This window comes from Proteus sp. G4380 (genome assembly GCF_963885725.1).
GTDB classification, from domain to species: domain Bacteria; phylum Pseudomonadota; class Gammaproteobacteria; order Enterobacterales; family Enterobacteriaceae; genus Proteus; species Proteus mirabilis.
This window is the reverse complement of record NZ_CAWPAV010000193.1, coordinates 1-26,783: the sequence shown is the minus strand read 5'-3', so window position 1 is coordinate 26,783 and position 26,783 is coordinate 1. Positions and strand designations below refer to the sequence as shown.

Below are 26,783 nucleotides of genomic sequence, written 5' to 3'. Positions count from 1 at the left end.
TATGAAAAAAGTATTACTCAGTCTTGCTATGCTGAGTGTAATATCAACGCCGGTATTGGCTAAAACGCCTGTTGCTAACTTAAAAATCAATGGTGATATTAAGCCACCAACTTGTACTGTTCATGGGGCGACACAAAGTGATGTTATTTTTGATTACGGAGTCATAAGCCCAACACTTATACCTCAATCAAAAAACTACGAGTATCCTTTAACTACAGGTAAAAATACCGTTACGGTTGAATGTGATGCTAAAACATATTTAACCTTTGTTGCATCTGATACTTATGACAGTGCGGAATTAGCTAATGATACGACAGGACAATTTCATTTAGTTGATAAAGCAAATCCTGAAGCCGCTGTTGGTGCAGCTTTTTTTATATGGACAAATATTACTGTCGATGGTAAGCCTGCGTATATTTCACGAGCAAATGATGTTGCTATTACGGGGAATAAATTTAATAACGTCCTATACAAAGGCCCTACCAATGGTTGGACCTCAGAACAACAATCAGATATTAATAAAAACTCTCTGTCTCTCATTTCAGGTGAAATTTTCCAAGCGAATTTCAGTCAAGGAAAGACAAGTCGTACTTTTATTTTATCCAAAGATGCACTAAGTAAAAAAGGAATAGATATTGCTGATGGATTAGATTTTGTCGGAGAGGTTGTTCTCACTTTTAACTTTGGGGTCTAATTTTAACATATTGATAATCACATTATAATTAACCTTTATATTGTGATTATCTTTTACGTTAAAAAATAAAGAGGCCTAATTTATATAATTAATCAATTATCAATTTCTGCTGCGCTATTGATGCCCTTATTTTCTTCCTCTTCTTTTTGTCTGGGTTCCTCTTTCACCTTCTGTGCTTGTAGTAGCATAAGTAAATTGGTCCCCCATTCAGAGGTAATATTATCACTTCATCAACAGATGGGGGACCCATCAGCAAAAATGGTACAGGATAATATGATGCTTAGATGCATGAATACGAGCAAAACCCAATATTGCTATTAAGCCAAACATTGAATGCTCCTATCCCCTATATGTCCCCATCAAGCCACAACAAAGATAATATTCTTTTATCTCAATGAGTTAATTTTATCACACCTGCATTGACATAATCTCTTGATAAGCGGCGACCAGCTTATTACGCACTTGTACGCCCATTTGTAATGAGATGCTGGATTTTTGCATATCCACCATCACATCATTTAATTCAACACCGGGCGTACCTAACGTAAATGCTTGTACTTTGTTGGTTGCATTAACACGAGTTTCGTTAATTTTACCTACTGCTTGAACCAACTGAGTTGCAAATCCTGCCTGTACTGGCTGGGGTTTGGCAATATTGGATGCTTGTAAAGTTTGAATTTGCATTTTATCCAGAACACTTTCAATAGCTGGAATTGACATATAAACCTCTGCGTTAATCATCTAATTCAATTTTTGAATCAATGTCATAGTAAGTAGGTGAACCAACACGCTTACCGAGTAATACCCTAACACAGGGGCTTCATTCCAAAGCGAGTAATTAACGCAAAAGTTAAAGGCTAATTACGCCATTAAATGAAACGCAAAAGGCCAATAATGAGACACCTGAGAGTAGGTTTATTTATTTGCGTAAGGGGAGTCTGTTTTGTTACGCCACGCTTTTAGTATTCATCCCGAACTACAAGGCAAGGATTGTCTATGAATGCCGAAAAAACCGACGTTGTGAACCAGAAAAAAGGTTTTAACGCCATTATTAACCGGATAAAAGCCGATCCGAAAATTCCGCTTATTATTGCGGGATCGGCGGCGATTGCCATTTTTGTTGCTGCTTTTTTATGGCTACAAAGCCCTGATTATAAAGTGCTTTATAGTAATCTTAGCGATAAAGATGGTGGCGAAATTGTCACACAGTTAACACAAATGAATGTACCCTATCGCCTATCACAAAATGGTTCTGCGATTATGGTACCTGACAATCAGGTTCATGAATTACGCCTGAAACTCGCACAAGCGGGGCTTCCAAAAGGTGGAGCTGCCGGTTTTGAACTACTTGATAAAGAAAAGTTTGGGATCAGCCAGTTCAGTGAACAGATTAACTATCAACGTGCACTTGAAGGGGAGCTTGCTCGTACCATCGAAACCTTAGGTCCAGTGCAAAATGCTCGTGTTCATTTAGCATTACCTAAACCCTCTCTTTTTGTTCGTGAGCAAAAATCACCTTCTGCTTCTGTAACAGTAGGTCTGCTGCAAGGTAGAGCCTTGGACGAAGGTCAAATTAATGCCATCGTACATATTGTAGCAAGTAGTGTTGCAGGTATGCCCGATAGTAATGTGACCATTGTTGATCAAAGCGGTAAGTTATTAACACAGCCCGATGCTTTAGGTCGTGATCTTAATTCTATTCAACTCAAATATGTCCAAGAGTTGGAAAGTCGCTACCAGCAACGTATTGAAACACTATTAGGCCCTATTGTTGGGCGTGGTAATGTTCATGCGCAGGTCACCGCTCAAGTTGATTTTTCTCATACAGAAGAAACCGCTGAAGAGTACAAGCCTAATCAGCCCCCTAACCAAGCTGCAGTACGCTCAAAACAAGTGAGCCAAAGTGAGCAAAATGGAGGCATGTTAGCTGGCGGTGTGCCTGGTGCGTTATCTAATCAACCTGTTGCACCACCGCAAGCGCCGATTGAAAAAGCCAAAGACACGGCGTCTGATGAGAAAGCAACATCTACCAATGCTAATCGTTCAATGACGCGTAATCCAAACAGTAATAGCCGTTTAGATGAAACAACCAACTATGAAGTAGATCGTCGTATTCGTCATGTTAAACGACCTGTTGGCAATATTGAGCGCCTTTCTGTTGCGGTAATCGTCAATTACAAAACCGTAGAAGACAAGAAAAAAGCAACAGAAGGTGAAGAGCCTATTGTCGAAAATAAACAAGTTCCGTTAACCGATGAACAGCTTCAACAAATTGAAAGTTTAGTACGTGAAGCGATGGGTTATTCCCAAGAGCGCGGTGACTCTTTAAGTGTGGTTAATTCTCAATTTAACGATACCGAAGAGCCAGTGATTAGCGTTCCTATGTGGGAAAATCCACAAATATTGGCTAAAGCATTAGATTTAGGCCGCTGGTTATTGCTTGTTATCATCGCGTGGATCTTATGGCGTAAATTAGTGAAACCTCAACTTGAAAAACGCCGTGAAGCAGAAGTCGCCGCACAAAAAGCGATTTTGAAAACCAAGCTTGAAGTGACAGATGATGTCAACGAAGCCGAATTAGATGAAGAATCAAGACGTAAACAAGCACGTCAACGTGTTAGTGCCGAATTACAAAGCCAACGTATTCGAGAGATGGCAGAAAAAGATCCTCGTGTTGTAGCCATGGTAATTCGTCAATGGATGAGTAAAGAACAATGAGTAATGACTTAACTGGAACCGAAAAAAGCGCCGTTATGTTACTGACATTGGGTGAAGATCGCGCAGCAGAAGTATTTAAACATCTAACGACACGTGAAGTGCAACAACTGAGTATTGCGATGTCTTCTATGCGTCAGATCTCCAATCAACAACTCATTGATGTGATGGCAAGCTTCGAAGAAGATGCTGTTCAGTATGCAGCATTAAATGTGAATGCTAATGATTATTTACGCTCTGTACTTGTTAAAGCCTTAGGTGAAGAGCGTGCTAATAATCTGCTCGATGAGATCTCAGAAACCCGTGAAACCACAACAGGTATTGAGACACTTAACTTTATGGAGCCACAAATGGCTGCCGATATTATCCGTGATGAACATCCACAGATTATCGCCACCATTTTAGTTCACTTAAAACGTGGTCAAGCTGCTGATATTCTTGCTCTGTTTGATGAAAAGTTACGTAATGACGTTATGTTACGTATCGCAACATTTGGTGGTGTTCAGCCATCAGCCTTAGCTGAATTAACGGAAGTACTGAACAATTTACTTGATGGTCAAAATCTCAAACGTAGCAAAATGGGTGGTGTTCGTACTGCAGCTGAAATTATCAACTTGATGAAAAGTCAGCAAGAAGAAAATGTTATCACCGCAGTACGCGATTACGACGGCGAATTGGCACAGAAAATTATCGACGAAATGTTCCTGTTCGAAAACCTTATCGATATCGACAACCGTTCAATTCAGCGCATTCTACAGGAAGTGGAATCCGAATCCTTGGTTGTGGCATTAAAAGGTTGCGATCAAGAACTACGCGATCATTTCCTCAACAATATGTCGCAGCGTGCTGCTGAAATTATGCGTGATGACTTGGCGTCTCGTGGACCTGTTCGCATGTCTCAAGTGGAAGCTGAGCAAAAAGCAATTCTGCTTATTGTACGTCGCTTAGCTGAGAGCGGTGAAGTTGTTCTTCATGGAGGAGACGATACCTATGTCTGATAAAAATACTGATACAAACTGGAAGCCTTGGGTTCCAAAAGAACTTATTGACTGGGAATTAAAAGTCAAGGAAGACACGGAATTAGACGAGAAGGAAGACGAAAATCAAGAAAAAGAAGTCGTTCAGCAACAGAAGGTCCTCGAGCAAATTAATATGCTTGATGACATGAAAGAAAAGGCCCAAAAACTGGGCCATGCTGAAGGCTTTGAGGCAGGGAAAAACCAGGGTTATCAGGAAGGCTATCAGGCAGGATTACAATCGGGTATCGAAGAAGGTATCCGTCAAGGCATTGCTAAACAAGAACCTTTTATTAATGAATGGCAAGGCTTATTAGCTGAATTTAGGCATTCATTAAATGGTTTAGATAGTGTTATTGCCTCACGATTAATGCAGATAGCACTCACAGCAGCCAAAGAAGTACTTGGACAACCTGCGGTCTGTGATGGCTCTGCATTACTTGCTCAAATTACACTGATGTTGCAACAAGAGCAGATGTTTGCAGGGGATCCACAGCTACGGATTAACCCTAAACATATCCCTCTGATTGAAAAGGAATTAGGCGATTCCCTTACCGCCCACGGTTGGAAAGTGGTGGCTGATAATAGTATCCATGTAGGGGGATGCCGTGTTGTAACCAATGATGGTGATCTTGATTCCACAATTGCGACACGTTGGCATGAATTGTGTCGTCTTGCTGCACCGGAGGCGTTGTAATGACCGCAAGATTGGGGCGTTGGTTAGAAAAACTCAATGAAGCAGAATCTCGTTTAAATAAAATTCCGCGCATACGCCAATATGGTCGCTTAACCCGTGCTACAGGCTTAGTCATGGAAGCTAAGGGGCTAGTTATGCCCCTTGGCTCTACCTGCTTAATAGAACGTACCATTGGTAAAACGGTTGAAGAAGTTGAAAGTGAAGTCGTCGGATTTAACGGTAGCCAAATGTTACTCATGCCACTACAAGAAGTGGAAGGATTAACCCCAGGTGCTCGAGTCTACGCTCAATCGATCCCCGGTCGTGAAGGCGAAGGCCGACAATTACCCCTTGGTGATGCCTTATTAGGCCGCGTACTTGATGGCTCTGGTGATCCGCTAGATGGTTTACCGCCGCCAGATACCAGTTATCGAGCCCCACTGATTACACCACCTATCAACCCATTACAACGTACCCCTATTACAGATGTACTTGATGTGGGTGTACGTGCCATCAATGCACTACTTACGGTCGGCCGTGGTCAACGTATGGGACTCTTTGCCGGCTCAGGTGTCGGGAAAAGTGTTCTATTAGGTATGATGGCGCGTTTTACTCAAGCCGACGTCATTGTCGTGGGGCTTATTGGTGAACGTGGTCGTGAAGTTAAAGACTTCATAGAGAATATCCTAGGTAAAGAAGGATTAGCACGCTCAGTGGTAGTAGCAGCACCTGCTGATGTTTCGCCACTCTTACGAATGCAAGGTGCTTCTTATGCAACCCGTATTGCCGAAGATTTTCGTGATCGCGGTAAACATGTTTTATTAATTATGGATTCGTTAACTCGCTATAGCATGGCGCAGCGTGAAATTGCCTTAGCCGTTGGTGAACCGCCGGCGACAAAAGGTTATCCCCCTTCTGTATTTGCAAAATTACCCGCACTTGTTGAGCGTGCCGGTAATGGCGTTGATGGTGGTGGCTCCATTACTGCTTTCTATACTGTGTTAACCGAAGGTGACGATCAGCAAGATCCAATCGCTGATTCTGCCCGTGCTATTTTGGATGGCCATATCGTGCTTTCGCGTTCACTGGCGGAATCGGGTCACTACCCTGCTATTGATATTGAAGCGTCCATTAGCCGTGCGATGACCTCACTGATTGATAAAACACATTATCGCCGAGTACAAGTATTTAAGCAGCTATTATCCAGTTATCAGCGCAATCGCGACTTAATTAATGTAGGGGCTTATGCTGCAGGCAGTGATCCTATGCTGGATAAGGCGATTGCCCTTTATCCATCATTAGCAAAATTCTTACAACAAGATATTCAAGAGCAATGTAGCTATCAACATGCTTGTGAACAACTTAATCAACTGATCACACTAGATTCATTCTGAGCATAATCAGAAAAAGTAAAGAGGGTTCCAATGCGGGAGCAGTCACCTTTAGTGACACTGAGGGAACTGGCACAGACAGCGGCAGAACAAGCCGCTGTCCAACTAGCCCAAGTCCGCCAGAGTCATCAACAGATGGAACAGCAACTCAATATGTTGATCGGGTATCAGGATGAATACCGTGTTCGTCTCAACCAGACGTTAAATGTGGGAGGCATGTCATCAGCATCATGGCAAAACTATCAACAGTTTCTCAAAACACTTGAATTAACTATCGAGCAACATAAACAGCAACTTCGTCATTGGCAAGCGCAACTCGACCTTGCAACGGAACATTGGCGAGAAAAACAGCAACGACTCAATGCGTTTGAGACATTGGAGCAACGCGCTGAAGATAGCCGTAAGCGACAACTTGATCGTATTGAGCAGAAACAAATGGATGAGTACGCACAGCGTAGTACTTTACGGAGAACAACTTGATGGAGATAACGCTTCTGACCATGGATGTCACAGCAACCTCTCCGGGAACGACATCCGCTACAACAAGTCAACCCGGTGATAATGCGTCGACATTTGCACAATTTCTGAGTACTCAACCTCAGAATACACCCAGTGATAAAAAAAACGCCTCTATTTCAGGCCATTCCTCAAAAGAGAATAAGGCGCACAATCACACTGAAAAAAATAAAGACCAACAAAATGATGACGATATTGATACTATTGTCACTGAATATGCGGCATTAGAGGCGCCAGCAACGAAAAATACCCATCTTGCCCTCTCGTTACCTGATAATGAGCAATTTAGCTCAATTCTTGAAAATAAAACGGCCTCTTCATTAATGTCCGCAGAAGAATTAGCGGCAGAGCTTCCAGTACAACTTGCCGGGCTTGCAGGATTAAAATCTACATCGCTTTCAGCCAACCAAGCTCATCAGCCACATTCGTTGGGAACCTCGTTAAAGCATGCTGGGAATGGAAACGAGTTATCTCACCTTATGGCAGAAAATGCCCGTGCTGAGCGTGATCTTGTCGATAAATGGCAACAATTCAATACGCAAGCTAATGCAGATGACAAATCATTACTTGCTCAATTACGCCCTGAAACAGCGTCATTAACCCAACTTGCAACACATGAAGCTCGCCATTTAACGAATGGGCATTCAGCAAAGAAAGTTGATAACGCTTCACTGTTATCTTCCGTGGCAGAAAAAGCGGATGGATTGTTAGCCGATGACAAAGCATCAGCCAATACAAAATTAGCCGATAATCTGGCAAACCAAATAATCGGTAATAACCGTATTGCTGAACGCGATCTACACAATAGATTATCGACCTCTTCGGTGTTTGCCTCTTCATCAGTAGCAAGTCATGCACAACCGTCATCAATGATGCAAGCGCAAATGCACTTTCCTTCGATGCCTACCCCGATGTTAAATGCACAAATAGGCACACCGGAATGGCAACAGCAACTCAATCAGCAAATTGTGATGTTTAGTCGTAATGGTTTACAAAAAGCTGAGCTACGTTTACATCCCGAGGAGTTGGGTTCATTACATATTCGCATGAAAATTGAAGATGGACAGGCTCAATTACATCTTGCCTCTCAAAATGGACAAGTGCGTACTGTGTTAGAAAATTCCCTGCATCATTTGCGTCAAGCGCTCTCTGAAAATGGGATACAACTCACACAAAGTCAAGTGTCTAGCGACAGTCATGACGGTTGGCAACAACAAAATATGTCAGATTCCTCTCAATTTAGTGGAAATGGTGCCGATAATCATCAAAGAAGCGAGGGTAATTCTATGCAATTAGCCTCAGAAACGGCACAAAAGATAACCCTTACGCCTCAAGAGTTAGCCTCTGCTCGTGGTGGTGTCGATATTTTTGCCTAATACAAATGTATTGGGAGGACACACTATGTCAATAAACGTAAGAGTTAATGGTTTTTTCCCTATCTGTTTCTGCCATTAAAAAACAGAAATAGCGGGATAATTAAGGTTGATTTAGATGGATATGGAAGTCCACAAAAGTGAACACGTATCCACTACAAAACAGGAATTTAACTGTCCATGTCTAATTACAGCAATGAACGTAAAAGCTATAGCTTAATTCTGATCATCCTATTATTGGTGATCGCCATTATTGCAGCGGCATTCGGTGGATATAGTTGGTGGGCATTGAAGCATGCTAAATCAGGTACTACGGGCACTAGTCAGCAAAAAGTTATACCGGCCCCCGTTTTTATGTCATTAGAGCCTTTTACCATCAATCTGATTGATGAAGAAGAACATTTAGATCGCGTACTCTACATAGGGATCACGTTACGCTTACATGATGAGAATACACGTAAGCGCTTACATGATTATTTACCCGAAGTTCGTAGTCGCTTGCTACTACTTCTTTCTCGTCAACACGCTAATAAAATTGCAACAGATGCGGGGAAACAACAACTCATGACAGAAATAAAAGAAACGCTGAGACCGACTCTTGTACCGGGTGAATCTGAACAGATCCTCTCCGATGTACTGTTTACCACGTTTATTCTGCGATAATCATTATGAGCGATAATATCCTTTCACAGGCAGAGATAGATGCTCTGCTGAATGATGACACATCAGGTGACGACGCCCAAAAAAGCGCGAACAGGGAACCTGCGATAGCGAAGGATCCGAATGAACCGGATATTCAGCCTTATGACCCGAACACGCAACGTCGTGTCGTTCGAGAACGGTTACAGTCGTTAGAAATTATTAACGAACGTTTTGCGCGTCAATTCCGTATGGGGCTGTTTAATATGCTTCGCCGAAGCCCTGATATCACGGTTGGTGGCATAAAAATTCATCCTTATCATGACTTTGCCCGTAACCTACCTGTACCAACTAATCTAAATTTGGTGCATTTAAAACCGTTACGCGGCACAGCATTATTTACCTTTGAGCCGAATCTGGTTTATATCGCGGTTGATAACCTGTTTGGTGGCGATGGGCGTTTTCCAATTCCCGTTGAAGGACGCGAATTCACCAATACAGAGCAGCGTATTATCAACAAAATGTTAAAACTGGCACTTGATGCCTATCGTGATGCTTGGGACTCCATCTTCAAAATTCAAGTTGAATATGTTCGTTCTGAGATGCAGGTAAAATTTACCAATATCACCTCATCACCAAATGACATTGTGGTGACGACACCTTTTCAAGTAGAAATTGGCTCTATGGTAGGGGAATTTAGTATCTGTATTCCTTTTGCCATGATTGAACCGCTACGTGAACGGCTAATCAATCCACCAATTGAAAACCTTCGCCAAGAAGATAGCGTTTGGTTAGACAGTTTAGTAAACCAAGTTAAGCACTCAGAGCTTGAGTTGGTTGCTAACTTTACTGACATTCCGCTGCGTTTATCAAAAGTCCTTACCCTGAAAAAAGGGGATGTGCTCCCTATTGATAAACCAGAAAGATTGATTGCACATGTTGATGGTGTGCCGGTATTAACAAGTCAATACGGTACAGTTCATGGGCAATACGCCCTTCGTGTTGAACATTTAATTAACCCTGTTTTAAACGCTCTGGATGAGGAACAAACCAATGAGTGATGAAAATCGCCCAACTGATAATTCACAATCGGCTGAGGATATGTGGGCTGATGCAATGGAACAGCAAACTGGCAAAAGCCAAGATAATAGTTCCGACGTATTCGAACATCTGTTACCTGAAGATGATACGCTTAATCATCTATCTGATATCAATTTGATTATGGATATTCCTGTCAAATTGACAGTAGAGTTAGGGCGTACCAAAATGACGATTAAAAAACTCCTAAGCCTATCACAAGGCTCTGTAGTGTCATTAGATGGGCTTGCGGGTGAACCCCTTGATATTCTTATCAATGGCTACTTAATCGCCCAAGGAGAAGTCGTGGTCGTTTCTGATAAATATGGTATTCGCATTACCGATATCATCACCCCTTCAGAACGTATGCGCCGTCTGAGTCGTTGATCTATGGAACAGATCCCTTCCTTTTCCAGCCAAGGTGCGGTTAATACTGCCGCACCCGCCACAACGCAAACTATCCAAACACCGGCGCAACCTTTACCCGTTGGACAAAGCCTTGTGCAAGTCAGCACCGCGCTTGCGGGTATTATTGTACTGATTATTGTTGCAATGTGGCTTTTCCGCCGTTTTGGCTTTGCTCGCGGTACATTTAAAGCTAATCAAGCACAACTCACGGTTAAAGCGAGCTGTTCATTAGGTACCAAAGAGCGTGTTGTCGTTGTTGAAATCGAGCAGGAATGGCTTGTATTAGGGGTTACGGCATCGCAGATTAATCTGTTACACACCTTACCTATTCCTAATCATGCCTCGCAGGAAGCGCCTATACCACCTTCTTCACCGTTATTTATTCAATTATTACAAAAAACGCTAAAGCGAGATAAAGGCAACTCATAATGCATCAGTGTGTCTCTTATTTTAACGCATTAAAGCGCTGGCCTCTCTTCGCTAGTGTCCTTATTTTGTCACTATTGCCAAGCCATGCGTTTGCTCAATTCCCCAGTGTTATTTCACACCCATTACCGGGAGGTGGCCAAAGCTGGTCATTGCCAGTACAAACACTGATTTTTATCACAGCCCTAGGTTTTATTCCCGCCGTATTACTGATGATGACGAGTTTTACTCGGATTATCATTGTGCTGGGTTTATTGCGTAATGCGTTAGGTACACCTTCTGCTCCCCCTAACCAAGTGGTACTGGGTCTTGCGCTATTTATGACATTTTTTATTATGGCACCGGTGTTTGATAAAATTTATCAAGATGCTTATCTCCCTTTTAGTGAAGATAAAATCACTTTTGAACAAGCACTCGATAATGGCTCACAACCACTGCGCCAGTTTATGATGCAACAAACGCGCGAAACCGATCTTGCACTTTTTGCTCGTCTTGCTGATGCCCCCGCATTTGAAACACGCGATAGCGTACCTATGCGAATTTTAGTGCCTGCTTATATTACCAGTGAGCTAAAAACCGCTTTTCAAATTGGTTTTATGATTTTTATCCCTTTTCTCATCATAGACTTAGTGGTTGCCAGCGTCTTGATGGCACTCGGTATGATGATGGTGCCACCCGCCACCGTTTCACTGCCTTTTAAACTCATGTTATTTGTATTAGTCGATGGCTGGCAGTTAATACTTGGCTCATTGGCTCAAAGCTTTTTTAACTAGCAAAGAGGTTCTTTATGACGCCTGAATCTGTTTTAGCATTAGGAACGGAAGCGATGAAAATTGCCTTATCCCTTGCTGGACCTCTATTATTGTCTGCACTGGTTACCGGTTTAGTAATAAGCATGCTGCAAGCAGCAACACAAATAAACGAAATGACACTGTCGTTTATTCCTAAGATCCTTGCTGTATTAGCGGCTATTTTAGTCGCAGGGCCGTGGATGCTCAGTTTGTTATTAGACTATATGCATAACTTATTTACTGGCATTCCAGGAATGATTGGCTAATAACAATGATAACCTTGACCAGTGAAATACTTAATGGCTACATCAGTGATTTTTTCTGGCCATTTGTGCGTATTTTGGCACTCTTTAGTACCGCGCCTTTGTTTAGTGAAAAACAGACACCTAAAAAATTTCGTATTGGACTCGCCTTTTTAACCACGGCGTTAATTGCACCAGGGCTACCGCAAAGTCAAGTACCTCTCTTTTCTATCATGGCTTTTTGGGTACTGATCCAACAAATTTTAATTGGCACAATTTTAGGCTTATCTATGCAGTTAGCTTTTGCTTCTGTACGTCATGCAGGAGAAGTGATTGGTTTACAGATGGGGCTGTCATTTGCGACTTTCGTCGATCCTTCAGGTGGCCCGAATATGCCTATTCTTGCTCGTATCTTTAACATGTTAACCATGTTGCTTTTTATGGTGTTTGATGGGCATTTATGGCTGTTATCAGTATTAGCAGATACTTTCTATGTTGTTCCTATTGGAAATCAGACCTTTAATTCATTGGGTATCCTTACTTTAGTACAAAGTGGTGGCACTATATTTATTAACGGGATGATGTTAGCCATGCCATTAATCACTCTTCTATTAGTACTCAACCTTTCATTAGGTATTTTAAACCGTATGACACCACAGCTTTCTGTTTTTGTGGTCGGTTTCCCTCTTACCCTCACGATCGGTATGTTGGCGTTATCACTGATTATGCCAGCATTACCTGTGTTTACTGAGCGCGTCTTTAGCGATACATTTAATCGTATTACCTTAATATTGCAGCAATTAGTTTCTTGAAAAACCTGATGATTGAGATTGTGTTATCTATTTTTCCATTGGCTAATTAAATTTAATCTGCTTTTTGTCACTTGTTTTGTTTATTCCACAATTAATATATCATTTGCTATAAACCAGTGATGAATAAAGTCAGCTAGATAACTTAATATTCGTGCTAAAGGATCAGCACGGGCACTTACTGCTACTGCGACTAAAGTCATGCATAAACCTTGTACTGACTTCATTCGTTACAGATAAAAAAATCCCCTGATAAATATCAGGGGATAATCGCTTATTTTATAGAATAAGATGCTATTTACTATTGTGACTAAATTAACGATACATCTTAAACATCGACATCTCTTTCATGTCATTAAAGACTTTATAAGATGCCTGTAATACCGACTCTTCTTGATAATAATCTGAAATTGCTTGTGTCCAATCTAAGTCACGTAACTCACTTAAGCGTTTAGCATTTCTTAATGAGGTATCTGCACCTAAATCATCTAAATTATCAAGTTCTTGAAGCTGTAAACCTAATTTAGCTTCCACACTAGAAATATTATTTAATGTGGCGCGATTAACACGGTTAGCCGTATTAATCTTATCTAATGCAGCATCACGATCAGCTTGTGGTTTTCCAACTAGAGGTTCACGTAGTGCACTGATGGCCTCATCTAAGGCATTAAAAATATCCGGTTCTGTGCCTTTTCTTCCCGATGATTGTAACGTTTCTATCCCTGTAAAGTTGGATACCATTTCAATATTACTATCAACTTTTTGAGTAATTTGCTTGTCTCCACCTTGGTAGGTGATTTTACCCGTTTTGTCAGCAACAAAAGGTGGTTTATCTGTTTGGAAACCAGCAAAAACATAACGTCCAACACCATCTTTCGTATTGCCAATCCCCACTAACTGATCTTTTAAACCACTTAATTGTTCCGCAAGAGAGGCACGATCTTCATCACTTAATGCGCCATCATTACCGGCAGCCACTAATGTTTCTTGAATTTTTGTGGTGATATTGACCATTTGGCTTGAAAGGCTCATTTGCAATGACATGCTGTTTTTAGCAAATCCACGTGCTGTCGCATATTGCTGATTACGCGCTTCAGATTGCTTAACCATTACCGCTTGTGAGGCCGCCATCGGATCATCAGAAGGTTTTTCAACACGTCGACCACTGGAAATTTTATTCCCTTCTGTCATCCATCTACTTTGCGAGCTAGTAATATTATCCACTCGCTGAGTGTAAATTTGATTTGAACTTAAACGCACGATTTATTCCTTAATCAAAGAGGGTTTATAAGACCTGCATAATCGCATCAAACATGGTATTTGCAGTTTGAATAACTTTTGCATTTGCCATGTAATACTCTTGGATACGATACATTTCGCCGTATTCTTCATCCAAGTTGACCCCTGAAACCGATTGTTGCTGTGTTAAAATACTGCTGGTGATCGCATTTTGCGCATCATAATCAACTTGCGCAGTATTCACTTTATTACCCACCATACTTATTAGTGAGCCATAACCACCAGCAATTGTTGCTTTACCATCGATAAGTTTTTCATCGGGTAATTCGAACAATTTTTTCATGTTCTCATTATCACTAGGTCCAGAGTCTTTTGTACCCGCGGCAGCTATTTTGCTTGGATCGCTGATTGCAACACTCATTCCTGCAATCACGTTGCCTACAGATTGAACAACGATAGAATCGCCCTCTTGTGCAGCTCCATTGACTTTGATGCTCATTCCTTCGAATTCTAATTCACCCGTTGTTGCATTAGGTGTTGCTGTAAATTTACGATTCCCCGGCTCTACAGTGACATTCCATTTACCACCTTCATACTTAACCGTATAATCCGCAGCTTTAACTTCTCTTGTGTCAGTGTATTTGACATCAAAAGTCGCATCACCTTTGTTCTTACCATTAGGCATGGTATGTGCCCCACCTAGGTTGAAGAACTTATCACCTTTATCGCCGTTTAAATCAAAACCTTGCTCATGTTGTTTATTAAATTGATCGCCCAACACTAAAGCTAATTGGTTTAATTGATTTCGGCTTGCATCTAATACTTCATTACGGCTACGGTAAGCGCCACCTAATTCACCGCCATTAATACGTTTAGCATCAACTTCACGAACTTCATCAATACCGTTGCTATAACCAACAACAAGGCGTTCACTGTTTTTATTGGAAGGAATAGCAGAGACTTCATAAGAGCGCGTCCCCGCAACAAGAGGAAGACCATTGGCAAAGCTGACATTAACAAACCCGCCATCTTGTTGGGTCACTTGTACATCAACTAGCGTATTTAGCTCTTGAATTAAACGGTCGCGTTGGTCGAGCAGATCATTAGGCTCGGCACCATTAAAACCTTGGGAGCGGCTAATTTCTTGATTTAATTTAGCTATCTGCTTGGAATATTCATTAATATTCTTAGTGGTATTAGTGACTTGGCTATTAATGTCTTTTTCGAGATCGCGTAATGATTGATCCGCTTTGTTAAACATATTCACCATTGCTTCCGCTTTACCCAGTATGGTGGTACGAGCTGGGTTATCTTCCGCATTGTTCGTTACATTAGGTAAGCTGGTAAAGAAGTCATCAATTGCACTGGAAACATCATTGCCTTTATCCGCTAATAAATTATTTATTTGCGAGATATTTTTGTTATAGCTATTTAAAGCACTCTGTTTTGTTACCGCACGATTCATTTGCCCCGCAAGGAACTCATTATATTCGCGATGAATACGACTCACATTAACACCATTTCCAATATAACCATTACTGGTCATCGTGCCACCGTTTTCATTAAATACGGTCATTTGACGGTTATACCAATTTACTTTTTGGTTAGCGATATTATTACTAATTGTGCTCATCGCAGCTTGTGCTGCATTAAGCCCGCTCATCGCTGTATTAATTAAATTGTTGGACATTTGTCTATCCTTTTACGTTTAGTCATCTCCTGTATGTTCGGAGCATAACTAGGCAATTGATATGGATGCTCTGCTATTTGTTATCGGTTATTTCCCTCTAAACTTGAGGGGAGAATAGTTAAAAGAGTTCACTTAAATCATGGGTATAAGTTTTCGCAACTTGCTCACCCTGTCCCTTTAATTGCCCTATAATAGAAACAAGTTTTTTGGCATACCCCGGATCAGTTGCATAACCGGCTTCTTGAATATGATAAGCAGCCTGTTCTGGTGTTTTGGCTTGCGGTACTTTGGCATAGCGCGGGCTTTCAGTAAGCAATCTTAGATAATCTTGGATAGCCTCCACATAAGAGCCGTAGACACGGAAATTATCACGCATCTTGATCGATTTACCGTCAATCACTTCCGTTGTCATAATATTAGTGACAGGCCCTTTCCAATAACGCCCCGCTTTAATACCAAACAGGTTGTAGCTCGGTTTTCCATCACCCGTTAAAATTTCTCGTTTACCCCAGCCAGATTCTAGTGCCGCTTGTGCTACAACTAAAAGATGATGAATACCTGTACCTTGTGTCGCTTGTTTAGCAGGCCCTAACAATTTAGCGGCAAAAGAAGCGCTACTTTCAGACAGTCCTTTTAACTTGCCTACCGTACTTTCAACTGCATTTTGTAACGGTTGCATCGCACGATAGAGCTGGCCTAATGCTTGTGTTGGCATTGATTGAAAAATATCACTGCTGTCTAATGGCATCGGCGTTTTACCGGCCAGTTCGCTCGGTTCCATCGTTACTTTAGCTGATAGTTGTTTTTCAATCATGTCAGCAAACCCCAAGCCTTTTTTGGATAAATCTTGAGCAATTTGCTGATCATAAAGAGAGGTGTACATTTTAGTGCTTTCTGAATTGAACATACTCTCTTGTGGAATAGCTTCACGCATACTTTTTAACATCATTTGCACAAAAACCCCCTCAAGTTGCTGCGCCACTTGGCGCAGCCCTTGCTGATCGGCATTTTGTCCAACCTGATATTTAAGTTTATTCAATGCGTTACTATCATATGCCGGCGTTGAAATATTCGGCATTGAAGAAAGCAGAGATAACTCTTTCATCAGATAATCTCCAATCTCGCCCGTAAACAACCCGCACTTTCCATCGCTTGTAATATCGACATGAGATCTGTTGGGGTCGCACCTAGCGCATTGAGTGAACGGATCACTTCATTGAGGCTAGCACTGGCGTTGACTTTTTGTAATGAACCACCCTTTTCATTGACATTAACACTCGTATTACGTGACACAACCGTACTGCCACCTGCAAAGGGAGTATTCGGTTGACTCACATTCACTTGGCTATCTACCGTAACAGATAAGTTGCCTTGTGCGATGGCACAGCTACCTAATACCACATCACGGTTCATTACAACGGAACCTGTTCTTGCATTGATAATCACTTTAGCATCAGCAATAACTCGTTTTACCTCAAGGTTTTGCACATCTGCTAAGAAACGAACTTGTTCACTTTTACCAAGAGGTACACGTAATTGCACCGTACGGGCATCAAGAGGAAGAGCCGTTCCTACCCCTCTCAGTTTATTAATCGCATCAGCAATACTTTGTGCTAGCGTGAAGTTTTCTTCGTTAAGCTGTAAGTTTAATAATCCCGTTTGACCAAACTGAGAAGGTAACTCACGCTCAATAATGGCACCGTTACTAATACGTCCACCCGCTAATTGATTGACTTTTACGCTGCTGCCCCCCGCAGAAGCACCAGAGCCACCGACAATAATATTCCCTTGGGCTACCGCATAAACCTGACTATCTACCCCTTTAAGTGGGGTCATCAGTAACGTACCACCTCGTAAACTTTTGGCATTACCTAATGAAGAAACAACCACATCGATAGATTGCCCAGTACGACCAAAAGGAGGTAGTTTTGCTGTCACCATCACTGCCGCGACGTTTTTTAACTGCATATTGGTGCCCGCAGGTACGGTGATCCCCAATTGTGAGAGCATGTTATTTAGACTTTGCGTGGTAAAAGGTGTTTGCATGGTTTGGTCACCCGTACCATCGAGGCCGACAACCAAACCATAACCAATCAGCGCATTTTCTCTTACCCCTTCAACCGAAGTAAGATCTCTGATCCGTTCGGCATGGGCAGAAAAGCCGACACATGTCATCACGATAAAGAAAAGGCTAATCGCTAATTTTTTCATCTAGATCCTACTCGTTAAAAAGGTGATACATTTAAGAAGAAACGTTGTAGCCATCCCATGGATTGCGCTTCATTAATATAACCGTCTCCGATATATTCAATACGCGCATCAGCAACTTGGGTTGAATTGACCGTGTTTGAGCCACTGATAGTGCGCGGATTCACAACGCCTGAAAATCGAATAAATTCAGTACCTTGGTTTATCGCAATTTGTTTTTCACCCACAACGTGTAGATTGCCATTTGCCAATAACTGATCAACCGTTACCGTAATGGTGCCTTTAAAGGTGTTATTTGCATTAGCACCACCTTTACCACCGAACTCACTGTTTCCTTCCATGCCCATATCAGTACGGCTATTCCCTAATAATCCTTCTAAGAACCTTGGTGTGATAGAAGCAAGGAAACCGGCTTTACCATTGCGACTGGCATTTGCCGACGAGTTTTTACTGGCACTGACATTTTCTTGCAAGGTGATAGTCAATGTATCGCCAATATTTCGCGGTCGCCTATCTTCAAATAATGGCTGATAACCAAAATAAACCGGCTGGGTAGCCTGAAAAATAGAGCCATTAGGTGCTGGTGTGGTAGGCGCAGTAGGTATTGCCGTGGTGTGTCCTTCAACCAATGGTTTTTTCGGTATCTGAGCGCACCCTGCTAGTGTCAGTACCAACAGGGCGGTACCTAAACGTTGATGACGACGCCATCTGACACTAAGCTTGCTTGCCCCAGAATTGTCAGTAATGACCTTTGTATCCATCTTCGATACTCTTTTAGTAATACGCCTGACAGAAATTCTGTCAGGCAAATGAATCAACGAAATTAGAGTTGCGTGAGTTTCTGTAACATCTGATCAGAAGTTGAAATCGCTTTACTATTAATTTCATAAGCACGCTGAGTTTGGATCATATTGACCAATTCTTCCGCGACATTAACGTTAGAGGTTTCAACATATCCCTGATATAACAAGCCTGCACCGTTAATACCCGGCGCATTTTCAGTGGGTGCTCCGGAGCTGGCTGTTTCTAAGTACAGATTTTCCCCAACACTTTCTAACCCGCTATCATTAATAAATGTGGTGAGTGTTAATTGCCCTACTTGTTGAGGTGCAGGCGATCCTTCAATCTCCACACTGACAATACCATCACGACCTACCATCACCTTTTTAGCGGTTTCTGGCAAAATAATCGCTGGGACGATTTGAAAGCCACTGGAGGTCACTAATTGCCCATTTTGGTCCATTTGAAAAGAGCCATCACGAGTATAAGCATCCGTACCATCAGGTAATTGAACATGGAAAAAACCTTGCCCTTTGATAGCAACATCACGCGTACCATTAGTTTGGGCTAAATTACCTTGGCTATGTAAACGCTCTGTCGCCACTGGGCGAACACCAGTACCAATTTGTAAACCAGAAGGCGCATTCGTCTGCTCGGATGTCATCGCTCCCGGTTGACGAATCGTTTGATAGAGTAAATCCTCAAAAACCGCACGTTGGCGTTTAAAACCATTTGTGCTGACGTTTGCGAGGTTGTTGGAAATCACATCCATGTTAGTTTGTTGTGCATCCAACCCTGTTTTAGCAATCCATAAAGAACGGATCATGGTTTTCCCCTTACACTATTTAACTCATTGATAGCAATTGGTTAGCGCGCTGCGCATTATCATCTGCACTGTGGATCACCTTCATTTGCATTTCGAAACGGCGGGCATTGGCAATCATATCGACCATAGCTTCAGCAGGATTGACGTTGCTACCTTCTAATACACCAGCAAGGACTTTGACGTTATCGTCCGCAGGTAACGTTTCACCCACTCGTGCTGTACCTTGAGGTGATAGGTGAAATAGACCATCATCGCCTCGTACCAAATCATTTTGTTCTGGCTTCACCATTTTTAGGCGACCAATTTGCCCTAGCATTTTTGGTGGATCGGTAGGGACATGAGCTGTGACAATGCCGTTATTAGCAATGCTAATTTCCGCTTGTGGTGGCACTTCAATTGCGCCATTATCGCCCATCAAAAGACGCCCTTGTACCATCAACATGCCATCAGCGTTACGCTCAATATTGCCGTTTCGGGTATACGCTTGCGTACCATCTTCAAGTTGAACAGCCAAATAGCCATTATCACTTAAAGCAACGTCCATCGGTCTGCCGGTGTAATTCATCGTTCCCTGACGCTGATCACTACCGGGCGTTGACTCGACGGTAAGTGTACGCGTCGGTAAGGTTTCGCCATTGATAGGTACGGCTCGCATCGCACTAAGTTGCGCTTTAAACCCTGGTGTTGATGCATTTGCTAAATTGTTCGCCACGACAGCTTGGTTTTCCATTGAGTGTCTGGCACCGCCCATCGCGGTATAAATCACATGATCCATAACAGATGATTTCCTGCGTTATTAGCGCATGCTAACTAGTGTTTGCAGGATCTGATCCTGAGTTTTGATAGTCTGCGCATTAGATTGATAGTTACGTTGAGCAACAATCATGTTAACTAACTCTTGGCTCATATCTACGTTAGAGGCTTCTAAGGCATTGTTGGTTAATTTACCGAATACGCCAGAGCCTGCCACACCAACAATGGGTGAGCCTGAACCATTGGTTTCAGACCACATATTGTCACCTTGTGAACTTAAGCCACCAGGATTGGCAAAGTTAGCTAATGCGATTTGACCAACCACTTGGCTTTGTTGGTTTGAGTAGGTCGCCATAATGGAACCATCTGGCTCAATACGGAAATTGGTAAATTCCCCTGCTTGGTAACCATTTTGCGCGAGTTTAGAGACACTTGATTCAGCGACTTTTTGCTGCGTACTACCACTAAAGTTCATTTCCATATCCATGGGTTGTGAACCTTTATAAGCAACAGTAGTAAAGTTTTTCAGCTTAGGTGCTGTTTCATCTAATACCCCGTTATCCTTATAAACTAATTTACCTAGATCTTGTGCTGGCTCACCTGTTGTGGTGTCTTGAGCATAAACACTCCATTCGTTATCTTTGGTTTTAACAAAGAATAAGTTCAGGTTATGTTCATTACCTAAGCTATCGTAGGTTGTCACGTTAGTACTAAAGTTATAAGAATCGTTATCTTTGGGATCAAATTTATGTGTTGTTTGATCGATAGCCTCTTCAGCTGAATTCAAGTTAACCGTCATATCCATTTTATCGGTTGCACTTGCATTCATCATATCAGTAGGAATAATGATAGGCGTTGGTGTTGCCCCTTTTTGTACTACATTTTTACCGTCTACGTTTTGTACTGGATAACCTGTAATACGCATGCCTTGCATATTAGTAAGATAGCCGTTTTTATCTTTGCCAAATTCACCATTACGTGAATAGAAAACGCCACCGTTACTATCTTCAATACGGAAGAAACCACCACCAGAAATCGCCACATCGGTTGGGCGGTTAGTAGTAGTGATACTACCATCTTTAAAGTTTTGGCTAATGCCTGATACTTTTACACCAAGCCCTGCACCAGAGCCGGCAAAAACATCGGCAAAAGAGACTGTTGCCCCCTTAAAACCGTAGGTTGCAGAGTTTGAGATATTATTACCAATAGTATCTAAATTAGCGGCTGCTGCATTTAAACCACTGACTGCTTGAGAAAAGGACATGCGCCCTCCATTATTGAATTAATGTTGATTAAAAAACTTTACGAATTTCGTCCAATGAAACGATGACACCGAGGCCAACATCAAGATGAGGTTTTCCCTCTTTCATAGAAACGGAATTGACTATCGCACTTTTAAGTGTTTTTACTGGAACTTGAGCATCATTAAATGTGGCATTTACTGTAAATTGATATTTTCCAGTAGGAACTTTATTACCATCATCATCAGTGCAATCCCAAAAGAAGTGATAAACATCCGGCAGAATTTTTGAATTCATTTCGATCGTGCGAACTTTAGCCCCACTACTATCAGTAATATTGACTGTGAGCGTATCTATTGGACTAAAGGATTCAAAACCAAAAGCGCTGGAGAAGATATTTTCATTATCTGTCGCATCAGTAGATGCACGTAACTTACCTAATTTAGTATCAGGTGTTGTATCTGTATCTTTATCTGTATCTGTATCAGATCCAGCGTTTTCACCATTATTAATCTTATCAACGCTGATTTCATTACCGGCAATCATCACCATATGATTAACCAATGAGGTCGCACGTAATGCCTGACTTTGGTCAATTTGCCCAACAATGGTATTGACTGTTTTATTTAGCGTCTCTATCCCTTCAACCGTAGAAATCTGTGCTAACTGTGACGTTAACTCATTATTCTGCATTGGATTGGTGGGATCTTGGTTTTGCATCTGCGTGATAAGCAACGTCAGGAAATTACCTTTAATATCATCACTCCCCCCTTTTTTAGTGTGGTAGGATGAAGGCGCTTCCCCGATAATGGTATTATCAGTAGGTTCATTCATTGAGGCAGAAATACCCACAATTTATTCTCCCTATTGACCTATCATTAACGTTTTTTGCATCAGCGATTTCGCTGTATTCATCACTTCAACGTTAGCCTGATAACTTCTTGACGCCGAAATGGTGTTGATCATTTCACCGACTACATCGACATTAGGCTTACGCACATAGCCTTTTTCATCTGCAAATGGATTTCCTGGCTGGTATTCCATACGAAAGGGTGTCGGATCATCCACTACTTGCGTAACATGAACACCACCAATATCTTGACCCGCTGGCGCATTCACTTGGAAAACCACTTGTTTTGCACGGTAAGGTTCACCATCAGGCCCCACAACGCTATCTACGTTGGCCATATTACTTGCACTGACGTTTAAACGTTGTGATTGTGCTGAAAGTGCAGAACCTGAAATATCGAAAATACTAAATAAAGACATACTCTTTATCCTTGTTGCAATACAGCCATCATGCTTTTAACTTGAGAGTTAATAAATGTCACATCTGCCTGATATTTAACGCTATTATCGGCAAAATTACTCCGTTCCATATCCATATCGACCGTGTTACCATCCATCGATGTTTGATGAGGAACCCGATAAAGCAAATCAGCCTCTAAGCGATAACCCGGCTTAATAGGAATATGGCGTTCTGATGTCATTGTCAGTTGCAATCCATGACTACCAGTACGCCCGTTTTCCATGGTTTTTTTCAACTCAGCCGCGAAATCAATATCCCGAGCTTGGAAGCCTGGCGTATCAGCATTAGCAATATTTGCCGCCAAAATTTCTTGGCGTTTATTACGTAGTGAAAGCGCTTCTTGTTGAAAATGAAACGTATTTTCTAATTTATCGAGCATCTTCTATCCTTGGTGGCTAAACCACTCACCTCAGCTGATAAAACAATTTCAGTTAACAGAATAAACGCTCAAAAAAAAGATGATTGGAGGAATAGGGGTAAATTGAATTGCTATTTATGCGTTTAAGGTATGTGAAGAGGATGTACACTATTTTGGCTAAATAAGTTTAACCACACCATTAGCATAAACTTTATAAGGTGATACAAACTATGTCTGTTAGAACGTTTATCGGTGTTATTTCTTTTTTCTTTATAGTAAATAGCGGTATAGCCAATCCCCTACCCGAAGCGCTACAGCAATTTTTCCAAACGCGCCACCACAAAGACGATAAAGTCACCGTAACCGTTTTAACCCCAGAGGATAAATGGCCACATTGCCAACAACAAGAAATCCTACAGCATGCAGGCTCTCGCAACTGGGGACGTCTTTCTATCCCCATTCAGTGCGATAATCAACGTCGTTTTATACAAGTAGATGTGAGTGTTTATGGACAATATTTAGTCGCTAAAAAAGAGATTAATCGTGATGATGTAATAACAAAATCTTCGATTAAGATCATAAAAGGAGATTTAGAAAAGCTACCTTATGACGTGTTAAGAGATGCTGTTTTTATTAAAAATGCCATTGCTATGCGCCATATTGCGACCGAAAAACCAATAACATCAACTATGGTTCGTCGCCCTTGGGCCATTTTAGCGGGGCAGACTGTAACGGTTTTTGCACAAGGTGATCACTTTCAAATCCGTTATGAAGGAAAAGCGATTAACAATGCCGTTGCCAATGAAAGTATTCGTATACGGGTCAAATCAGGGCAAATTATTACTGGTGAAGCGCTGGAAAATGGCTCTGTGCGTATCCCCTTGTAATACATTAATGATAACAATTAAAGGTAACGATAAGCAGAATAAGCCTATATTAAATGACTTGTTAACCGTTTTAATGATAGCAAGACAAGGTAAACTCTCTTGCACTATAAGTTGAATAAAAACGCTGCTTGTAGACTAGTGCTAATGAGTACGCTACAGCTTGAAGTATGACGAAAAAATACTCTAAATAATTCAAGTTGTAGCTAGGCGGCAAGCGAATGAGTTGCTAGGAGCATACATAAGTATGTGACTAGTGCGAATGAGTGACGCCAACAACGCTACAGCTTGAAGTATGACGAGTAAGATAACATTAAAGTTTATATCTACACTGCCGATATAAAGCTACAAGATGATAGGCGAAAACACATAGGTTGTTTACAATGGCTTCATCTGACGATTAATTGATGCCTAACAAAGGATTTTCCTATGAGTATTGAACGCACAAATCCACTTATCCCAATCACGGCCATTTCTCAGCGTAACCTTAATGAAGGTGCCCAAGAAGCACGAAAAACCGGTAATACGCAAACAAAAGCAATGGCGGGTGATACTTCTGTGAAACTAAGTGAAGCACAGAAAAAATTAGTTCAACCTAGCAATCAAGACATCAATGTCGAGAAAGTTGCCCGTTTAAAAGCAGCGATTGCCGATGGAACATTAACAATGGATAGCAGCAAAATTGCGGAAGCACTTTTCCGAGAAGCTGCTGAAAGCATAACTAAATAATATTAAAGATTATGATGGAAGAACTCCGCCAGACCTTAGATCTTCAGTTATCACAGCTCAATACCATTGCGGGTATTTTACGTGCTGAGCAACAGTTATTATGTGCAGGAAGTATTGATATCAATAAGCTGCATGAACTAACTGAACAGAAGAATTTTGTATTAACAGCCCTAGGTCATACCGATCAAAAACGTCAAATACTCAGTAAACAAGTTGGTATTGATAGACCCTATCAAGGACAGCCTTTTTTAGCTGATTTATGGGGACAACTGGTTGATCTAACGGAAGAGTTAAAACATCTTAATCAACACAATGGCTTATTGTTAGAGCAACATATTACTCGCAATAGTGAAACGCTACATTTTCTACAGAAAAATCATAGCCCAACACTTTATGGTGCAGATGGACAAGCACAGCGTTCAATATTAGCTGGGCGAAAAATACAAATATAATTATCTTTTATAATTAAAGAATAGTCCCTGTATTATCTCAATATAATACAGGGAGTGTTTTATTTAATATATTGATTTATATGTAACAACCTTCAGATAAATATTGAATTAGCGTTAGGATTTAAATCGATAGTAATAATTAAAATAGCCTTATTTGTATTCAGTATAATCTATAATAGTTGATCTACCTAATTTATATTTTGTTCCCCCCTCTAATCTTAATCCCTCTGTTCCTATTAACAAGTTTTTACCTTCAATATCAACTTTATCATCATTTAATTGTAATATAACATGACCATGCCCCTGGATTTTACCACCAAGAAATATACTATCCTCAGCGACAATATCAAGAACACTATTATTCAACAATGATATATTACCTATTCCTAGGGTTCCTATGGTTCCTACTCTTCCATATAAATAACTATCATCAATATTAAATGTTCTATCTAAAAGCAACCTATCCGCTTTCATAAATAGAATACTATCTTTAACATTAAATGATGAATTATTAAGACCAGAAGAATATTGATAAACCATTACTTTTGATTGTTTCGTCCCATCATAAGCTGTTCTATATAAATTATAATCTTGATTTATATCTATGTTTCCTGTATTAATTAAGCTATAAGACTCATGATTTAGTGACAAAGTATTTATATTACCATTATTATAAACGTTACCCTGTTTTGATTTTATTATTAAATATCGACTATTTATTCCTGCCTCTGTCCTTAACAAAAAATGGCTGTATTTATTATAATCATTTTTAGCTCTAAGATTAAACTCACTTAACCCCATATCAAAACGAATATATTCAGCATTTAAATCACCGTCAATCAAGTCTACATTATTAGAGATAATATTTATTATTCCAGATGAAATATCTTTATAATTGCGATGAATATGACTATATTCATTTTTATCTAATTTATTTCTCATATCAAAAACAACACTAGAACCTATATTTGCTATAGTGAATGTCTTAGAAAATTTCCCTGTACTGCTACCTGCAATTAGTTTAATATCATTAATTCCAGAGAAAGAACAATCACGACAAGAAATTCCATTAGGATTAGCTATAACCACTGTCGCCTTTTTTCCTTGTAACTCAAGCTCACCTCTTAGAGTTGAAACATCTTTAGAAACAACCTCATTAATAATTAATTCTGCTTCAGCATTATTTTTTAATGATAAACCAAAATCACCAACATCAAGACGATTATAATAGATATGGGCGGTACCATCTTGATTAGTATTTATCACTTCAATTTGTGTTCTCCCTGTGTCACTATCAATAGATACCTGTGCATCTGATAATGAATCAGGGTTTAAAATAACATCTTGATGAGCATAACAAGATAATGAAATAAATACAGATAACAGTGAGACAGTAAATAGAGCGTTTTTTTTCATGGACATTTCCTTTGGTTTTAAAACTGATTATCATAATTAGCACAAGGAACAATTAATTTAAAAAAAAATCCATATAAAAAACATATAGACAAAGCATTTAAAAAACATATAAATAATATATTAAC

At 40.8% G+C, this 26,783-nt stretch carries 30 protein-coding genes; 17 read left to right on the top strand and 13 right to left on the bottom strand.

Features of this window, described 5'->3' with window-relative positions; translation table 11 throughout:
- Nucleotide 1: 1 nt before the first annotated feature.
- Nucleotides 2–694 carry a fimbrial protein gene (locus AACU98_RS16955; protein ID WP_017827781.1) on the top strand — a complete coding sequence of 231 codons (693 nt, stop codon included), beginning with the start codon at nt 2–4 and terminating at the stop codon, nt 692–694.
- Between the two features lie 408 nt (nt 695–1,102).
- Here the strand turns inward: AACU98_RS16955 and fliE are convergent, their stop codons facing one another.
- Nucleotides 1,103–1,414, bottom strand: coding sequence for a flagellar hook-basal body complex protein FliE (gene fliE / locus AACU98_RS16950; RefSeq protein ID WP_004248328.1), 312 nt, complete (start codon nt 1,412–1,414; stop codon nt 1,103–1,105).
- Nucleotides 1,415–1,690: 276 nt separating this feature from the next.
- On the opposite strand from fliE, the gene fliF reads away from it, so the two are divergent.
- From fliF to fliR, 13 genes are all read left to right on the top strand, one after another.
- Nucleotides 1,691–3,412, top strand: a complete 1,722-nt coding sequence (gene fliF / locus AACU98_RS16945) for a flagellar basal-body MS-ring/collar protein FliF (RefSeq protein ID WP_049208085.1) — start codon at nt 1,691–1,693, stop codon at nt 3,410–3,412.
- Nucleotides 3,409–4,407, top strand: a complete 999-nt coding sequence (fliG, locus tag AACU98_RS16940; RefSeq protein ID WP_004243510.1) for a flagellar motor switch protein FliG — start codon at nt 3,409–3,411, stop codon at nt 4,405–4,407. Before fliF ends, fliG begins: the two co-directional genes overlap by 4 nt.
- The gene (gene fliH / locus AACU98_RS16935) at nt 4,400–5,122 is read left to right on the top strand and encodes a flagellar assembly protein FliH (protein ID WP_036918548.1); all 723 of its coding nucleotides are present in this window, start codon (nt 4,400–4,402) and stop codon (nt 5,120–5,122) included. Before fliG ends, fliH begins: the two co-directional genes overlap by 8 nt.
- A complete protein-coding gene (fliI, locus tag AACU98_RS16930; RefSeq protein WP_046334241.1) occupies nt 5,122–6,495 on the top strand; it encodes a flagellar protein export ATPase FliI in 1,374 nt (457 codons plus the stop codon). Before fliH ends, fliI begins: the two co-directional genes overlap by 1 nt.
- Nucleotides 6,496–6,525: 30 nt before the next feature.
- Nucleotides 6,526–6,972 carry a flagellar export protein FliJ gene (fliJ, locus tag AACU98_RS16925; protein WP_004243513.1) on the top strand — a complete coding sequence of 149 codons (447 nt, stop codon included), beginning with the start codon at nt 6,526–6,528 and terminating at the stop codon, nt 6,970–6,972.
- On the top strand, nt 6,972–8,384 hold the full coding sequence (locus AACU98_RS16920; protein WP_129623409.1) for a flagellar hook-length control protein FliK: 1,413 nt from the start codon (nt 6,972–6,974) through the stop codon (nt 8,382–8,384). Before fliJ ends, AACU98_RS16920 begins: the two co-directional genes overlap by 1 nt.
- 177 nt (nt 8,385–8,561) lie before the next feature.
- Nucleotides 8,562–9,044, top strand: coding sequence for a flagellar basal body-associated protein FliL (fliL, locus tag AACU98_RS16915; RefSeq protein WP_004243519.1), 483 nt, complete (start codon nt 8,562–8,564; stop codon nt 9,042–9,044).
- 5 nt (nt 9,045–9,049) lie between these two features.
- A complete protein-coding gene (gene fliM, locus AACU98_RS16910) occupies nt 9,050–10,081 on the top strand; it encodes a flagellar motor switch protein FliM (RefSeq protein WP_004243520.1) in 1,032 nt (343 codons plus the stop codon).
- On the top strand, nt 10,074–10,484 hold the full coding sequence (gene fliN, locus AACU98_RS16905) for a flagellar motor switch protein FliN (RefSeq protein ID WP_004243521.1): 411 nt from the start codon (nt 10,074–10,076) through the stop codon (nt 10,482–10,484). Before fliM ends, fliN begins: the two co-directional genes overlap by 8 nt.
- A 3-nt stretch (nt 10,485–10,487) precedes the next feature.
- Nucleotides 10,488–10,934 carry a flagellar biosynthetic protein FliO gene (fliO, locus tag AACU98_RS16900; protein WP_004243522.1) on the top strand — a complete coding sequence of 149 codons (447 nt, stop codon included), beginning with the start codon at nt 10,488–10,490 and terminating at the stop codon, nt 10,932–10,934.
- Nucleotides 10,934–11,704, top strand: a complete 771-nt coding sequence (fliP, locus tag AACU98_RS16895) for a flagellar type III secretion system pore protein FliP (RefSeq protein WP_004248331.1) — start codon at nt 10,934–10,936, stop codon at nt 11,702–11,704. Before fliO ends, fliP begins: the two co-directional genes overlap by 1 nt.
- Before the next feature lie 14 nt (nt 11,705–11,718).
- Complete coding sequence (gene fliQ, locus AACU98_RS16890) at nt 11,719–11,988, top strand: flagellar biosynthesis protein FliQ (protein ID WP_004243524.1); 270 nt, start codon at nt 11,719–11,721, stop codon at nt 11,986–11,988.
- 5 nt (nt 11,989–11,993) lie between these two features.
- Nucleotides 11,994–12,776 (top strand): flagellar biosynthetic protein FliR, encoded by a 783-nt coding sequence (gene fliR / locus AACU98_RS16885; protein ID WP_004243525.1) that lies wholly within the window; start codon nt 11,994–11,996, stop codon nt 12,774–12,776.
- Nucleotides 12,777–13,088: 312 nt separating this feature from the next.
- On the opposite strand, the gene flgL is transcribed toward fliR, so the two are convergent.
- The 11 genes from flgL to flgB all read right to left on the bottom strand — a co-directional run bounded on the left by flgL (nt 13,089) and on the right by flgB (nt 23,198).
- On the bottom strand, nt 13,089–14,033 hold the full coding sequence (gene flgL, locus AACU98_RS16880; protein ID WP_161735250.1) for a flagellar hook-associated protein FlgL: 945 nt from the start codon (nt 14,031–14,033) through the stop codon (nt 13,089–13,091).
- A 25-nt stretch (nt 14,034–14,058) separates the two neighbouring features.
- Complete coding sequence (gene flgK, locus AACU98_RS16875) at nt 14,059–15,702, bottom strand: flagellar hook-associated protein FlgK (protein ID WP_004243528.1); 1,644 nt, start codon at nt 15,700–15,702, stop codon at nt 14,059–14,061.
- 118 nt (nt 15,703–15,820) lie between these two features.
- Entirely contained in the window at nt 15,821–16,807 is a 987-nt protein-coding gene (gene flgJ, locus AACU98_RS16870; RefSeq protein WP_004243530.1) for a flagellar assembly peptidoglycan hydrolase FlgJ, read from the bottom strand.
- Nucleotides 16,807–17,913: a flagellar basal body P-ring protein FlgI gene (locus tag AACU98_RS16865; RefSeq protein ID WP_004243531.1), complete on the bottom strand. Its 1,107-nt coding sequence runs from the start codon at nt 17,911–17,913 to the stop codon at nt 16,807–16,809. Before AACU98_RS16865 ends, flgJ begins: the two co-directional genes overlap by 1 nt.
- Before the next feature lie 14 nt (nt 17,914–17,927).
- A complete protein-coding gene (locus AACU98_RS16860; protein WP_004243532.1) occupies nt 17,928–18,671 on the bottom strand; it encodes a flagellar basal body L-ring protein FlgH in 744 nt (247 codons plus the stop codon).
- A 62-nt stretch (nt 18,672–18,733) separates the two neighbouring features.
- Complete coding sequence (gene flgG / locus AACU98_RS16855) at nt 18,734–19,516, bottom strand: flagellar basal-body rod protein FlgG (RefSeq protein WP_004243533.1); 783 nt, start codon at nt 19,514–19,516, stop codon at nt 18,734–18,736.
- Nucleotides 19,517–19,535: 19 nt separating this feature from the next.
- On the bottom strand, nt 19,536–20,291 hold the full coding sequence (locus AACU98_RS16850) for a flagellar basal body rod protein FlgF (RefSeq protein WP_004243534.1): 756 nt from the start codon (nt 20,289–20,291) through the stop codon (nt 19,536–19,538).
- Between the two features lie 21 nt (nt 20,292–20,312).
- A complete protein-coding gene (gene flgE, locus AACU98_RS16845; RefSeq protein WP_004243535.1) occupies nt 20,313–21,533 on the bottom strand; it encodes a flagellar hook protein FlgE in 1,221 nt (406 codons plus the stop codon).
- Between the two features lie 28 nt (nt 21,534–21,561).
- On the bottom strand, nt 21,562–22,362 hold the full coding sequence (locus AACU98_RS16840; protein ID WP_049216757.1) for a flagellar hook assembly protein FlgD: 801 nt from the start codon (nt 22,360–22,362) through the stop codon (nt 21,562–21,564).
- A gap of 12 nt (nt 22,363–22,374) precedes the next feature.
- Nucleotides 22,375–22,779, bottom strand: coding sequence for a flagellar basal body rod protein FlgC (flgC, locus tag AACU98_RS16835; RefSeq protein ID WP_004243537.1), 405 nt, complete (start codon nt 22,777–22,779; stop codon nt 22,375–22,377).
- A gap of 5 nt (nt 22,780–22,784) precedes the next feature.
- Entirely contained in the window at nt 22,785–23,198 is a 414-nt protein-coding gene (gene flgB, locus AACU98_RS16830) for a flagellar basal body rod protein FlgB (RefSeq protein WP_004243538.1), read from the bottom strand.
- A 209-nt stretch (nt 23,199–23,407) separates the two neighbouring features.
- On the opposite strand from flgB, the gene flgA reads away from it, so the two are divergent.
- From flgA to AACU98_RS16815, 3 genes are all read left to right on the top strand, one after another.
- On the top strand, nt 23,408–24,064 hold the full coding sequence (flgA, locus tag AACU98_RS16825; protein ID WP_004243539.1) for a flagellar basal body P-ring formation chaperone FlgA: 657 nt from the start codon (nt 23,408–23,410) through the stop codon (nt 24,062–24,064).
- 426 nt (nt 24,065–24,490) lie between these two features.
- Complete coding sequence (gene flgM, locus AACU98_RS16820; protein WP_004248342.1) at nt 24,491–24,790, top strand: flagellar biosynthesis anti-sigma factor FlgM; 300 nt, start codon at nt 24,491–24,493, stop codon at nt 24,788–24,790.
- A gap of 14 nt (nt 24,791–24,804) precedes the next feature.
- The gene (locus tag AACU98_RS16815; protein ID WP_223805438.1) at nt 24,805–25,242 is read left to right on the top strand and encodes a flagella synthesis protein FlgN; all 438 of its coding nucleotides are present in this window, start codon (nt 24,805–24,807) and stop codon (nt 25,240–25,242) included.
- Nucleotides 25,243–25,392: 150 nt separating this feature from the next.
- Here the strand turns inward: AACU98_RS16815 and AACU98_RS16810 are convergent, their stop codons facing one another.
- The gene (locus AACU98_RS16810; protein ID WP_161735247.1) at nt 25,393–26,658 is read right to left on the bottom strand and encodes a two-partner secretion domain-containing protein; all 1,266 of its coding nucleotides are present in this window, start codon (nt 26,656–26,658) and stop codon (nt 25,393–25,395) included.
- Between the last annotated feature and the right edge of the window lie 125 nt (nt 26,659–26,783).